Below are 12,862 nucleotides of genomic sequence, written 5' to 3'. Positions count from 1 at the left end.
CGCATCCGGGGGACGGACACGGGAGAGGCCATGGCGGCGATCCGCGACATCGAGGTCGTCGTCTTCGACGTCCTGGGCACCATGGTCGACGAGCCCGGCGGGCTCCGGTCGGCCGTACGGGAGGCGACCGGCCGGTCCGAGGCGACGGCTGCCGACGAGCTCGTCGCCCTGTGGCGGCGGTACTGCGAGCAGGAACAGGAACGCGTCCGGCGCGGGCACCGCCCGTATGCGGGCACTGAGGTCCTCGACGCCGAGGCCGCCCGGCTGGTGGCCCGGCACGCCGGGGTGAGCGACCCGGAGGCCGTCGCCCGGCTCGCCACCGCGGGCCGGCGCCTGCCCCCGTGGGACGACTCCGTCGCCGGGCTGGAGCGGCTCGCCCGGCGGTTCCCCGTCATCGGGCTGTCCAACGCCGGCCGCACGGCGCTGCTGCACCTCAACGCGCATGCGGGGCTTCGCTGGCATCAGGCCCTGTCCGCCGAGCCGGCCGCCGCCTACAAGCCGGCGCCCGAGGTCTACCGGCTCGCGCTCGACAGCGCCGGATGCCCTCCGCAGCGCGTGCTGATGGTGGCCGCCCACGCCTGGGACCTGCGCGGTGCGCAGTCGGTCGGCATGCGCACCGCCTACGTCCACCGGCCGGCCGGAGATCCGCCCACGGGCTCCGACGACTTCGACCTGCGGTTCGACGGCCTCGGCCGTCTGGTCGATGCGTTGACCGGCGGTCAAGTTGCGTGAGACCTCGGCGAAAGGGGGGCCGGTCGTGCGTGAGCGCGCTGTTCCGGCGCGGGTCGTGGCAGCCGAACGCCTCGCCGCCGAGGCGGGGTTCGAGAAGAGCTGCATCCGCGAAGTAGGAATGCTGCTGAGGGCGGTCGCAGCCGCCAAGCCCGGCGGGGTCGTCGCCGAGAGCGGCACCGGTTCGGGGGTGGGGACGGCCTGGCTGCACAGCGGGCTCGGGGTCGGTGCGCGGCTCGTCACCGTGGAGCGGGACCAGGAGCTGGCCCGTCGCGCGGCCGGGGTCTTCGCCGGTGACAGCCGCGTCAGCGTCCTCACCGGCGACTGGCGGCTGCTCGAACCGCACGCGCCCTTCGACGTGTTCTTCTGCGACGGCGGCGGCAAGCGGGACGATCCCGGCAGGGTCGTCGAACTGCTCGCTCCCGGCGGGATCCTCGTCCTGGACGACTTCACACCGTCGGCGGAGTGGCCGCCCCGGTTCGAGGGCGAGGTGGACGAGCTGCGCCTGTTCTATCTGACCCATCCGGACCTGGACGCGACCGAAGTTTCCACCACGCCCGTCAGTTCGGCGATCGTCGCGGCGCGGCGCCAGGCGCCCCGGTAGACGGAACGGCGGCTCGCGGGACCTGGTCCCACGAGCCGCCGTGTACCGGAAACCGTCAGTGACGCACCGCTTCCGCCTCCCGCGGGACGTGGCTCGCCACGATCCGCTCGCGCCCGGCGACCGGAGCCCGGCGCCGGTCCACCGCGTAGGCCAGTGACGCCACGGCCAGGCCGAGGACGGCCAGGGCCACACCGGCCACGGCCGGGGAGGTGACGCCGAAGCCCGCCGCCAGGGCGAGGCCGCCGATCCAGGCGCCGCCGGCGTTGGCCAGGTTGAAGGCGGCCTGGTTGGCCGAGGAGGCCAGGGACGGGGCCGAGGATGCCTTCTCCATGACCATCAGCTGGAGCGGGGAGCCGGTGGCGAAGGCGGCCATGCCGAGCAGGATCACAGCCGCGGCGGCCGTGAGCTCCGTGCGCATCAGCAGCGGGAACAGCGCCAGGACCGCCACCAGCGAGGCGAGACCGCCGAACAGCGTGCCCCGCAGCGAGTGGTCGGCCAGTCGGCCGCCCAGCAGGTTTCCGGCGGTCGCGCCGACGCCGAACAGCGCCAGCAGCAGGGTGACGCTGGCGTCGGCGAAGCCGGCGGCGTCCGTGAGCATCGGCGTGATGTAGCTGTAGGCCGAGAACAGGGCGCCGAAGCCCGCGACGGTCGTGCCGAGCGACAGCCAGACCGGCAGGGAGCGCAGGGCGGCGAGTTCGCCCCGCAGGCCCTTCGCGGTGGTGTGCTCGTGGTCGTGCGGGATGAGGAACGCGAGCGCGGCGATCGCCGCCAGGCCGATGGCGCTGACACCGAGGAAGGTCGCCCTCCAGCCGAGGTTCTGCCCCATGAGGGTGGCGACCGGGACGCCCAGGACGTTCGCGACCGTCAGGCCGAGGAACATCAGTGAGACCGAGCGGGCCTTGCGTTCGGGGGCGACCATGTTCGTCGCGACGACGGCGCCCACACCGAAGAAGGCGCCGTGCGGCAGACCGCTCAGGAAGCGGGCGGCCAGCAGCCAGCCGTTGTCGGGCGCGAGGGCCGACAGGGCGTTGCCCACGACGAACAGCCCCATCAGGCCGATCAGGACCGTGCGCCGGGACATCTTCGCGGTGACCGCGGCCAGCAGCGGGGCGCCGATGACGACGCCCAGCGCGTACGCCGACACCAGATGGCCGGCGCTGGGTATCGAGATGTTCAGGTCGTCCGCGACGTCGGGCAGCAGCCCCATCATCACGAACTCGGTCGTACCGATGCCGAAGGCGCCCACGGCAAGGGCGAGCAGGGCCAGGGGCATGAAGGAGCCTTTCGAGACTTGCTTGGAGATCCGTACGCTTATGTTCAAGTACGGAACAAAGTCTCGCAGGCGCACTATTCCGCGCGGTGACGCCGAGGCGGCAATTTTCTGTCGGAACTGCCCTGACCAGCGGTTTTCAGGAGCCGCTTGTGGTGACCCTCACACGAGCCGCGACCGGCAGATGGTCGCTGCCCGTCTGCGGGAGGGTCCACGAACTCTCCGGCTTCAGGCCCCGCACCATGATCTGGTCGATGCGCGCCATCGGGAACGACGCGGGCCAGCTGAAGCCGAGGCCGTCGCCGGCCGCGCCCTGCGTGGAGCGCATCTGGGAGGTGACGGCGTTGAGCGCGCGGTCGTTCATCGTGCCGTTCAGGTCGCCGAGCAGGACGACGTTGTTCAGCGGCTCGTTGGCGATGGCCTCGCCGAGGTAGTCGGCGCTCCGGTCGCGCTGGCGGGCCGTGAAGCCGGCCTCCATCTTCACGCGCACCGACGGCAGATGGGCGACGTAGACCGCGACCTGCCCGGACGGTGCGGTCACGGTGGCGCGCATCGCGCGCGTCCAGCCCATGTCGAGGTCGACGTCCCGCACACCGCTCAGCGGGTACTTGCTCCACACGCCGACCGTGCCCTGCACCGAGTGGTAGCGGTACGCCGGCGACAGCGCCTTCTCGTACGTCGGGACCTCGTCCGGCGTCAGCTCCTCCAGGGCCAGCACGTCCGCGCCGGAGGCGGCCACGTCACGGGCGGTGCCGCCCGGGTCGGGGTTGTCGGCGTTGACGTTGTGCGTGACCACCGTGAGGTCGCCGCCGGTGGCGGTCTTGTCGCTGAGCTGGCCGCCGAAGAGGTTCAGCCAGACCACCGATGGCAGCACCAGAGCGATCAGCGCGGTCGCGGACCTGCGGACCAGGGCGAGGACGAGCAGCACCGGGACGAGGAGCCCCAGCCAGGGCAGGAACGTCTCGGTGAGGCTGCCCAGGTTGCCGATCGTGTTGGGGATGCGCGAGTGCAGCCCCATGACCAGGGCCAGCAGGACCGCGCACGCGGCGACGACCAGTCCGCGCCGCCAGATCTTCGGGTCATCCCTCCAGGAGCCCGCCAGCCGGTCGAACAGGCGCCGAAGCCGGGTTCCTTGGTGCTCGGGTCCCGAGCCGCCGTTGTCCGTCTCCGTCATGTACGCCTGCTGCTGCGCCATACCGTCGCCTCACTGCCTGCCGTGCACACCATCGCCCCCCTGTCCTTACGACCCTAGGGGATGATCCGTTCCGTTCCCGCCGTCCTGTGACGGCCGTACGGGGGCGATGACGTTCGAGCCCCCGAGGGAAGTTCCGGACCCGCCCGCCGAAAGCGCCGTCTGTGACGAAACGCGCACACTCACCCGGGCCGGTGGCGCTCGGAACTGACGGGGCGTAGGCCTTCGAGGAGCGTGTCGACGACCTGTTCGGCGAGGTCGCCGGGGAGGTCGGCGTCGGTGCGCAGCACGGCGCGGACGAGCATCGGGCCGACGAATATGTCGTTCAGCAGTTCGAGGTCGAGGTCCGTGCGCAGTTCGCCGTTGTCCTGGCCGCGGCGCAGGACCTCCAGGCCGATCCGGCGGCGGGGGGCGACGACGGTGGCGTGGTACGCCGCCCAGAGTTTCGGGCTGCTCTTCATCTGGGCCTGCACGCTGTGCAGGATCGCCGAGGAGCGGTTGGCCAGGCCGCGCCGGCGCACCTGTTCCAGCAGGACCACGAGGTCGTCGCGCATGGAGGTGCCGGGGAGCGGCGGGTCCGGCGGCTCGGCGGCGCGTACGACGTCGACGAAGAGTTCCTCCTTGCCGCTCCAGCGGCGGTAGATGGTGGCCTTGCCGACGCCCGCGGTGCGCGCGATGCGCTCGATGGACAGCTCCGCGAGGGGCACGCCCTCCTCCAGGAGCCTCATCACGCCCTCGATGATGGCGCGCTCGACGGCCTCGCTTCTGGGGCGGCCCCTCGCGGGACCGTCGGGCGGGGTGTGCCGTTCGGCGAGGCTCACGTCGCTGCGTCCTTCCTGGCGGGGGTGGAGACCGTTCCCGGCTGCGCGAGGAGTGAATGAGGAGGGAATTCTCCCCCAGGTCTACGAACCCGTGTGCGACAACTCCTTGTCTCCCTGCGCCCGCTGGGGCGACGGCGGCCTGCCCGGCAGGAACAGCGCCACGACGACCGCGCCGATCAGGGCGATGCCCGCGCCCCACAGGGCGGTGACGTGCATCGCGTGCAGGAACGCGTCGTAGGCCGGGGCGACGAGGGACTCGCCCCGCCGGCCCAGCCCGTCCGCGACACCGAGCGTGGCCTCGATGGACTCCCCCGCGGTGTGGCGCAGGGCCGGGGGGAGCGCGCCGAGCTTGCCCTCGATGCCCGTGCGGTACGCCGTGGACAGCACCGAACCGAGGACGGCGATGCCCAGGGCGCCGCCGACCTGCCGGAAGGTGTTGCTGAGCGCGGAGGCGGAGCCGGCCTTCTCACGGGGCAGGGCCTGCATGATGACGACGCTGACCGGCGTCATGATGTGCGCCATGCCGGTGCCCATCAGGAAGAAGATCACTTCCAGGATCCAGATGGGCGTGCGGGCGTCCAGGGTGGCGAAGGCGGCCAGCATCGCGGCGATGACGAGCATTCCGGCCGTGGTCGTGACCTTGTTGCCGAAGCGGTCGACGGCCAGCCGGGCGCGCGGCGCGAAGATCAGCTGGGCGGCGGCCAGCGGCAGCATCAGCAGACCGGTCTGCAGCGGCGAGTAGCCGCGCACGCTCTGCGTGTAGAAGACGGAGAAGAAGGTCACGCCCATCAGCGCGAAGAAGACCAGCGCGATGGCGGCGATGGCGGCCGAGAAGACCTTGTTCCTGAAGTACGTGACGTCTATCGACGGATGGTCGCTGCGCTTCTCGAACACGACGAACACGACCAGCACGGCGAGGCCGGCGCCGATGGCCGCCAGCACCGTCACGTCGGTGAAGTCGGCGAGCTGGCCGCCCTCGATGATGCCGTAGACGAGCAGGACCAGTCCGACGACGGACAGCACGACGCCGACGGGGTCGATCCGGCCGGGGTGCGGGTCGCGCGAGTCGGGCACCAGCCAGAGCATCAGCGCGAGCGCGAGCAGCACGATCGGTACGTTGACGAGGAAGACCGAGCCCCACCAGAAGTGGTCGAGCAGCACACCGCCGGTGATGGGGCCGATGGCGATGGCGAGACCGACGCCGCCCGCCCAGATACCGATGGCCTTCGGCTGCTCCTCGCGCTCGAAGACGTTCATGAGGACGGCGAGGGTGGCGGGCATCACGAACGCGGCGCCCAGGCCCATCACGGCCCGGAAGGTGATCAGCTGGCCCGGCGAGCCGGAGAACGCGGCCAGCGCCGAGCCGATGCCGAACACGGCGAGCCCGCCGAGCAGGACCTTCTTGCGGCCCAGCCGGTCGCCGAGCAACCCGGCGGTGAACAGCAGGCCCGCGAAGACGAGGGTGTAGGCGTTGATGGCCCACTCCAGCTCGCTCTGCGTGGCGCCGAGGCCGGTCGGGGCCGGGGTGGAGATCGTCTTGATGGCGACGTTCAGGATCGAGTTGTCGAGCACGACGATCAGCAGGCTCAGCATCAGCACGCCGAGGATCGCCCAGCGGCGCCGGTGCACCGCTTCCGGTACGCGGGGGCCGGTGGGGGCGGCCGGATCGGCAGAAGTAGTCATGCCGTCGAGCCTAGAAGCATTTCGATACGAGACCGTCTCGTATTGGAATTCTCTTACCGGGAACTTACGCAACTTGTGCTTTCGGCCCCCTGCGGGCGGAACTCACAGGGGCTCCCCTAGCCCTCGGTGGCACGAGGTGCCACCATGGACGTGGTCCGGGGACGCCGTCAGGGCGCCTCGAGATGACGTGTTAGGAGCCGTGCAATGACGCAGCTTCCGGCTGCCCAGACTGCTCAGACGAAGCCCTCCGACAGCGGCAGGGCGCTCTACGGGGGCAAGGGCACCCGCCGTATCACCGTGCGCGACATCGCCGTAGCCAAGGAGCGCGGCGAGAAGTGGCCGATGCTCACCGCGTACGACGCCATGACCGCCTCCGTCTTCGACGAGGCCGGGATCCCGGTGATGCTCGTCGGCGACTCGGCGGGCAACTGCCACCTCGGATACGAGACGACCGTGCCCGTCACCCTCGACGAGATGACGATGCTGTCGGCGGCGGTCGTACGGGGCACCTCACGCGCCCTGATCGTCGGCGACCTGCCCTTCGGCTCCTACCAGGAGGGGCCGGTGCAGGCGCTGCGCTCGGCGACCCGGCTGGTCAAGGAGGCGGGCGTGCAGGCGGTGAAGCTGGAGGGGGGCGAGCGGTCGCACGAACAGATCCGGCTGCTCGTCGAGTCCGGCATCCCGGTCATGGCGCACATCGGCCTGACCCCCCAGTCGGTCAACGCGATGGGCTACCGCGTGCAGGGGCGCGGCGAGGAGGCCGCCCAGCAGCTGCTGCGGGACGCGAAGGCCGTGCAGGACGCGGGCGCGTTCGCGGTGGTGCTGGAGCTGGTTCCCGCGGAGCTGGCCGCCGAGGTGACGCGCGTGCTGCACATCCCGACCGTCGGTATCGGGGCCGGCCCCGAGACCGACGCGCAGGTGCTGGTCTGGACCGACATGCTGGGTCTGACCGGCGGGCGGGTGCCGAAGTTCGTGAAGCAGTACGCGAACCTGCGCGAGGTCATGGGCGACGCGGTGAAGGCGTTCGCCGACGAGGTCGTCGGTGGGACGTTCCCGCAGGAGGAGAACTCCGTCCACTAGGACCACTGCCGCACCACCACGGACGGCCCGCCGATCGTCCCCCGCCGGCGGGCCGTCCGCCCCCCTTTTGCGCCTAAGCCGGCGCCGCTCTCGCGGAGGTGGTTGATCGCCGTCGTGGTTCCTCAATTGATGGTTGCGGTGGTCGTCGCTTGATGGTTGCGTGCGGTGGTCGTCGTTTGATGGTCGCGGTGGTCGTCGCTTGATGGTCGCGGTGGTCGTCGCTTGATGGTCGCGGTGGTCGTCGTTGAGGTGTCGGTAGCTTGTCGGTGGTTTGTCGGTGGGCCCTGGGACCGTCTGTGTCATGACGCGAATCGACACACAGACCAGCGGCGCCGCTGTCACCGTGCGGGGGCTGGTGAAGCACTACGGGGAGACCAAGGCACTGGACGGGGTCGACCTGGAAGTGCGGGAGGGCACCGTGATGGGGGTGCTCGGGCCGAACGGGGCCGGGAAGACCACCCTGGTGCGGATCCTTTCCACCCTGCTGCAGGCCGACTCGGGGCAGGCCACCGTGGCCGGGTACGACGTCGCACGGCAGCCGCGGCAGCTGCGTCGGGTGATAGGGCTCACCGGCCAGTACGCCTCCGTGGACGAGAAGCTCTCCGGCTGGGAGAACCTGTACATGATCGGGCGGCTGCTCGATCTGCCCCGCAAGGAGGCCCGTACCCGTGCCGACGGGCTGCTGGAGCGCTTCTCGCTGACCGAGGCGGCCAAGCGGCCCGCGGCGACGTACTCCGGGGGCATGCGGCGGCGGCTGGACCTGGCCGCGTCGATGATCGGCCGGCCGGCCGTGCTCTTCCTCGACGAGCCGACCACCGGCCTCGACCCCCGCACCCGCAACGAGGTGTGGGACGAGGTGAAGCGCATGGTCGGCGACGGGGTCACCGTGCTGCTCACCACCCAGTACATGGAGGAGGCCGAGCAGCTCGCCTCCGAGCTGACGGTCGTCGACCGCGGCCAGGTCATCGCGGGGGGCGCGATCGAGGAGCTGAAGGCGAAGGTCGGCGGCCGCGCGCTGCGGATCCGCCCGGCCGATCCCACCCACCTGCGGCCCCTCGCCGGCGCACTGGACGAGCTGGGGATCACCGGGCTCGCCACCACGACCGTCGACACCGACCGGGGTGACGTCCTCGTGCCGATCCTCAGCGACGAGCAGCTGACGGCCGTGGTCGGCGCGGTCACCGCGCGCGGCATCACGCTCTCCGCCATCACCACCGAACTGCCCAGTCTGGACGAGGTGTTCCTCTCCCTCACCGGCCATCGGGCCAGTGCCCCGCAGGACGCCATGCCCGCCGAAGACCTTCAGGAGGCCGCCGTATGAGCGCCGTCACCGTCAACGACGCCGCCGCGGACGCCCGTATCACGCCGCGCGGCCATCTGCGCCACACCGGCGCCCTGATCCGCCGCAACCTGCTGTGGATCCGCAAGGACCCGGAGTCGATGGCCGACGCGCTGCTGATGCCGGTCATCTTCACCCTGCTGTTCGTGTTCGTCTTCGGCGGCTCGATCGGGCAGGCGCTGGGCGGCGGGCAGGACCGGTACGTGCAGTACGTGATCCCGGGCATGATCGCGATGATGAGCATGACGCTGTCCCAGGGCGTCGGCACGGGCTTCAGCCAGGACTTCAACTCCGGTGTCATGGACCGTTTCCGGTCGCTGCCGATCGGACGCGGTTCGGTGCTGTTCGCGAAGATCTCGGTGGAGCTGCTGCGGATGCTGTTCGCGACCGCGGTGCTGATGATCGTGGCCGTCTCGGTCGGGTTCGAGATCACCAACTGGCCGGGGCTGTTCGCGACCGTGGCCCTGTCCACGGCGTTCGCCTCGTCGATCATGTGGGTGTTCCTCACCCTGGGCGTGATGCTGAAGAACGCGCAGTCCGTGCAGGCGATGGGCTTCCTGGTGCTGTTCCCGCTGCAGTTCGGCTCGTCGATCTTCGCGCCGACCACGTCGATGCCGGGCTGGCTGCAGGCGTTCACCGACTACAACCCGCTGTCGACCCTCGCGGACGCCGCGCGCGGACTGATGGTGGGCGGGCCGGTCGCGCACGACCTGTGGGTGACGCTCGGCTGGTCGGTGGCGATCACGGCCGTGATGGCGCCGGTCGCGATCCACAAGTTCCGGACCAAGAGCTGACGGCGGGACCGGTCCGCGTCAGAGCAGGGCGGCGGCCTCCTCGGGGGAGAGGCTGCCGCCTTCGGCGTAGGCGGTCTCGTACGCCTCGTCGCCGAGCAGTGCCCGGACCTGCCGCTCCGTCCGCTCGCGGGTCTCGCGCTCCTGCCGCTGGGCGTGGTGACCGGGCGGCAGCAGGGCGTCGAAGGCGCCCAGGCAACGGGCCGCGTCCGCGGCGCGCCCTCCGCCGTCCATGCCGGCCAGGGCCCGAGCGCCGATGATCAGGTACCCCGAACGCAAATGGGGCGTGATGGCCTCGGACAGCGGGTCGGCGGCCCGCTGCATCCCCTTGCGGATCCGGCGCACGCACTCCTCGAACCGTCCCTCCGTGGCGTCCAGCCACGCCTCCGCGCCGAGGATGTACGCGTCGAAGACGATGAAGTGGGCGATGCGGAAGTCCTCGCGCAGCCGCCGCAGGTGCTCGCGTGCCTCGGGGACGCGGTCCGTCATGCCCAGCCGGCCGGCCAGGAAGAGGCGGGCGGCGGGCATGGCCTCGCTGTGTGCGTCCTCGTGCTGGGCGATCACCTCGCGCAGCAGCCGTTCGCCGCGTTCGTCCTCGCCCGCCTCCAGCAGCGCGTTGCCCAGCCGGGCGCGCAGGACCGCCGACTGGGCACGGGCGCCGAGGCGTTCGGCGTGCCCGATGGCCGCTTCGTAGTCGGCGGCGGCCATGGCGTAGTCACCCTTGCGCTCATGGGCCTCGGCGCGTGCGGAGAGGGCTTCGGCAGTGCCCCAGTCGTCGCCGAGGCGGCGGAAGATCTCCAGTGCCTCGTCGGCGTCACGGGCGGCGTCGCCCGCCCAGTCGGTGCGGTTGGCGAGGAAGTTGGCCCGCATCTGGAGGCCGGAGGCGAGTTCCCAGTCGAATCCCGGGGTCCGCCGGCAGGTGCGGATGGACGCGTCGATGATGACGCGCAGCCGGTCCATCTCTCCGGTCAGCATCACGGCGAAGAACCAGAGCAGGCCGGGCATCCGGCAGTTCTGCGGCAGACCGGGCTCGTAGGTCCCGGCGATCGCGCGCAGCTTCCGCTGGGGCTCCGGGTTCTGCCAGGCGTCCAACTCGGTGTCCATACAGGCCAGATGGGCGAGGTGAGCGCCGCGCCGCGCCTCCCACAGGACCTCGCCGGTCATCGGGGGCGGGGCGTCGGTACAGCGCTGCCACACCGCGGTGGCGGGGCGGACGGGCTCGGTGAAGGGGTCGGGGCCGAGCGCCATGACCTCGCGGCACCAGTTGCGCGCCTCGATGCGCAGATCGCGCATCTGCCAGTACCAGACGAGGGACAGCGCCAGGCACAGCGCCTCCTGCTCGTCGCGCAGGACGACGGCGTGCCGCAGCGCGGTACGCAGGTTCTCGTACTCGCGCTCCAGCCGCTGGATGGCCTCGAGTTGGCCGGGGCCGCGCAGTAACGGGTCGGTGACGCGGGCCAGTTCACGGAAGTACGTCAGATGGGCCCGCTCGGCTTCGGACCGCCGCCCGGACTCGTCCAGCCGTTCGGCGGCGTACTCGGCGACCGTCTCCAGGAGCCGGTAGCGCATCTCCCCGTCGGCCGAGGAGCCGGGCGGGGCGGCCACGACCAGGGAGCGGTCGACGAGGGAACCGAGCGCCTCCAGGGCGGCCGGTCCGCACACCGCCTCGGCGGCCGGCAGGTCGCAGCCGCCGGCGAACACCGACAGCCGGCGCAGGACGTCACGTTCCTCCTCGTCGAGCAGGTCCCATGACCAGTCGACGACCGCTCTGAGGGTCTGCTGGCGGGGCAGGACGGTGCGGCTGCCGGAGGTGAGGAGACGGAAGCGGTCGTCCAGCCGGTCGGCGATCTGGCGGGGTGTGAGCATCCGCAGCCGGGCGGCGGCCAGTTCGATGGCCAGCGGCAGGCCGTCGAGGCGGCGGCAGATCTCGGCGCACGCCCCCGGGTCGTCCTCGATCCGGAAACCGGGCCGGGCCGCCGCACCCCGGTCGGCCAGCAGCCGCAGCGCGACCGGCTCGGGCAACGGCTCCACCGGCCGCAGCAACTCGCCCGGGACACCGAGGGGTTCACGGCTGGTGGCCAGGACGGTGAGGTGCGGGCAGCGCGCCAGCAGCTCCTCGGTGAGCCGGGCGGCGGCGTCGGCGACGTGCTCGCAGTTGTCGAGGATCAGCAGCATGCGGGGCCGGGAGCAGTGTTCGGCGAGCCGCTCGACGGGGTCGTCGATCCGGTCGGCGACGGCGGCGCGGATGCCCTCGGCGCCGGCACCGTACAGCACGGTCTCTCGGGCGCCGACGGCGGTGAGCACGGCCTCCGGTACGGCGTCCGGGTCGTCGACGGGGGCGAGTTCGGCCAGCCACACGCCGCCGGGCATCGCCTCGCGCACGGTCTCCGCGGTCTCCTGCGACAGCCGGGTCTTCCCTGCTCCGCCGGGGCCTAGCAGGGTGACCAGCCGGGCCTGAGCGAGATCCCCGCGGATGGTCTCGATGTCGGTCTCCCGGCCGATGAAGGAGGTGAGGCGGGCACGGAGGTTGCCGGCGGGCCGGGGCGGCGCCCCCTCCTCCGGCGCGGGTGCGGGTGTGTCCCCCAGCCGAAGCAACTCCGCGTGCAGGGCACGCAGTTCCGGCCCCGGGTCGGCGCCGAGGCGATCGGCGAGCGACCGCCGGACGTCTTCGTAGGCCTCCAGCGCCTCCGCCGCACGGCCGACGTCTCGCAGGGCCCGCAGACGCAGGGCCTGAAGAGGCTCGTCCAGGGGATGGCTGTCGCACAGGGCGGTCAGCTCCGGCAGGGACTGCACGGCCTGGCCCAGGGCGAGGGCGGCGGAGTGTCGGGCCCGGAGCGCGTCCAGGCGGCGGGTGTCCCGGCGGGCCGCCTCGGCGGTGCGGTCGGGCAGGTCGGCGAGAGCGGGGCCGCGCCACAGGGCGAGGGCGTCGTCGAGGACCACGGCGGCCTTTGCGGGGTCGCCGTCGGCCAGCGCCCGCAGTCCCTCACCGGCCAGCCGCTCGAACCGGTGCAGGTCGACGTCGTCGGGCGCGGCCGTGAGCCGGTACCCGCCCTCGACGGAGGCGACCGCGTCCGCCCCGAGCGCCCGCCGCAGCCGCCCGACCAGGGCCTGCAGCGCCCCCGGCGCGTCGGCGGGCGGCTGCCCGCCCCACACCTCGTCGACGAGCAGCCCCGCGGGCACGGTCCGTCCGGCCCGCAGCGCGAGCACGGTCAGCAACGCGCGCAGCCGCGCCCCGCCGACCGGAACGACCGACCCGTCGCTGCGGAGCGCCTGAGTGGTGCCGAGGATGCGGTAGTGCACGGGCTCATTGTCTCCGGTGATACGGGGGCGGGTCACGGCGGTTGACGGCGCGG

General features: G+C 72.0%; 10 protein-coding genes. 5 read left to right on the top strand and 5 right to left on the bottom strand.

What is annotated here, in order from left to right; genetic code table 11:
- The first annotated feature begins 30 nt into the window (after positions 1-30).
- Complete coding sequence (locus tag ACFY9S_RS04280) at positions 31-732, top strand: haloacid dehalogenase type II (RefSeq protein WP_391122636.1); 702 nt, start codon at positions 31-33, stop codon at positions 730-732.
- Positions 733-757: 25 nt separating this feature from the next.
- Positions 758-1,333 carry an O-methyltransferase gene (locus ACFY9S_RS04275; protein WP_391122633.1) on the top strand — a complete coding sequence of 192 codons (576 nt, stop codon included), beginning with the start codon at positions 758-760 and terminating at the stop codon, positions 1,331-1,333.
- A gap of 55 nt (positions 1,334-1,388) precedes the next feature.
- Here the strand turns inward: ACFY9S_RS04275 and ACFY9S_RS04270 are convergent, their stop codons facing one another.
- The 4 genes from ACFY9S_RS04270 to ACFY9S_RS04255 form a co-directional block, all read right to left on the bottom strand.
- A complete protein-coding gene (locus ACFY9S_RS04270; RefSeq protein WP_391122630.1) occupies positions 1,389-2,606 on the bottom strand; it encodes an MFS transporter in 1,218 nt (405 codons plus the stop codon).
- A gap of 136 nt (positions 2,607-2,742) precedes the next feature.
- Complete coding sequence (locus ACFY9S_RS04265; protein WP_391122627.1) at positions 2,743-3,798, bottom strand: endonuclease/exonuclease/phosphatase family protein; 1,056 nt, start codon at positions 3,796-3,798, stop codon at positions 2,743-2,745.
- A gap of 179 nt (positions 3,799-3,977) precedes the next feature.
- Entirely contained in the window at positions 3,978-4,616 is a 639-nt protein-coding gene (locus tag ACFY9S_RS04260; RefSeq protein WP_391122624.1) for a TetR/AcrR family transcriptional regulator C-terminal ligand-binding domain-containing protein, read from the bottom strand.
- 81 nt (positions 4,617-4,697) lie between these two features.
- Complete coding sequence (locus tag ACFY9S_RS04255) at positions 4,698-6,299, bottom strand: DHA2 family efflux MFS transporter permease subunit (protein WP_391122621.1); 1,602 nt, start codon at positions 6,297-6,299, stop codon at positions 4,698-4,700.
- Positions 6,300-6,503: 204 nt separating this feature from the next.
- Here ACFY9S_RS04255 and panB point away from each other — a divergent pair, with 204 nt between their 5' ends.
- The 3 genes from panB (at position 6,504) to ACFY9S_RS04240 (ending at position 9,512) form a co-directional block, all read left to right on the top strand.
- Positions 6,504-7,379, top strand: coding sequence for a 3-methyl-2-oxobutanoate hydroxymethyltransferase (gene panB / locus ACFY9S_RS04250; RefSeq protein WP_391122618.1), 876 nt, complete (start codon positions 6,504-6,506; stop codon positions 7,377-7,379).
- A 301-nt stretch (positions 7,380-7,680) separates the two neighbouring features.
- The gene (locus ACFY9S_RS04245) at positions 7,681-8,700 is read left to right on the top strand and encodes an ATP-binding cassette domain-containing protein (protein WP_391122615.1); all 1,020 of its coding nucleotides are present in this window, start codon (positions 7,681-7,683) and stop codon (positions 8,698-8,700) included.
- Complete coding sequence (locus ACFY9S_RS04240; RefSeq protein ID WP_391122612.1) at positions 8,697-9,512, top strand: ABC transporter permease; 816 nt, start codon at positions 8,697-8,699, stop codon at positions 9,510-9,512. Before ACFY9S_RS04245 ends, ACFY9S_RS04240 begins: the two co-directional genes overlap by 4 nt.
- Before the next feature lie 18 nt (positions 9,513-9,530).
- Here the strand turns inward: ACFY9S_RS04240 and ACFY9S_RS04235 are convergent, their stop codons facing one another.
- Positions 9,531-12,809, bottom strand: coding sequence for a BTAD domain-containing putative transcriptional regulator (locus ACFY9S_RS04235; protein WP_391122609.1), 3,279 nt, complete (start codon positions 12,807-12,809; stop codon positions 9,531-9,533).
- Positions 12,810-12,862 lie beyond the last annotated feature (53 nt).

The sequence above is a fragment of the Streptomyces sp. NPDC012474 genome, assembly GCF_042955185.1.
Taxonomy (GTDB): domain Bacteria; phylum Actinomycetota; class Actinomycetes; order Streptomycetales; family Streptomycetaceae; genus Streptomyces; species Streptomyces cahuitamycinicus.
The sequence above is the reverse complement of the archived record's forward strand: the minus strand, read 5'-3'. Positions and strand labels throughout refer to the sequence as shown.

Bases quoted from the DNA above. Each gene is read 5' to 3' on its own strand.
- ACFY9S_RS04255 (WP_391122621.1), bottom strand. From the start codon at position 6,299: ATGACTACTTCTGCCGATCCGGCCGCCCCCACCGGCCCCCGCGTACCG.
- ACFY9S_RS04240 (WP_391122612.1), top strand. From the start codon at position 8,697: ATGAGCGCCGTCACCGTCAACGACGCCGCCGCGGACGCCCGTATCACG.
- ACFY9S_RS04280 (WP_391122636.1), top strand. From the start codon at position 31: ATGGCGGCGATCCGCGACATCGAGGTCGTCGTCTTCGACGTCCTGGGC.
- ACFY9S_RS04245 (WP_391122615.1), top strand. From the start codon at position 7,681: ATGACGCGAATCGACACACAGACCAGCGGCGCCGCTGTCACCGTGCGG.
- ACFY9S_RS04270 (WP_391122630.1), bottom strand. From the start codon at position 2,606: ATGCCCCTGGCCCTGCTCGCCCTTGCCGTGGGCGCCTTCGGCATCGGT.
- panB (WP_391122618.1), top strand. From the start codon at position 6,504: ATGACGCAGCTTCCGGCTGCCCAGACTGCTCAGACGAAGCCCTCCGAC.
- ACFY9S_RS04265 (WP_391122627.1), bottom strand. From the start codon at position 3,798: ATGGCGCAGCAGCAGGCGTACATGACGGAGACGGACAACGGCGGCTCG.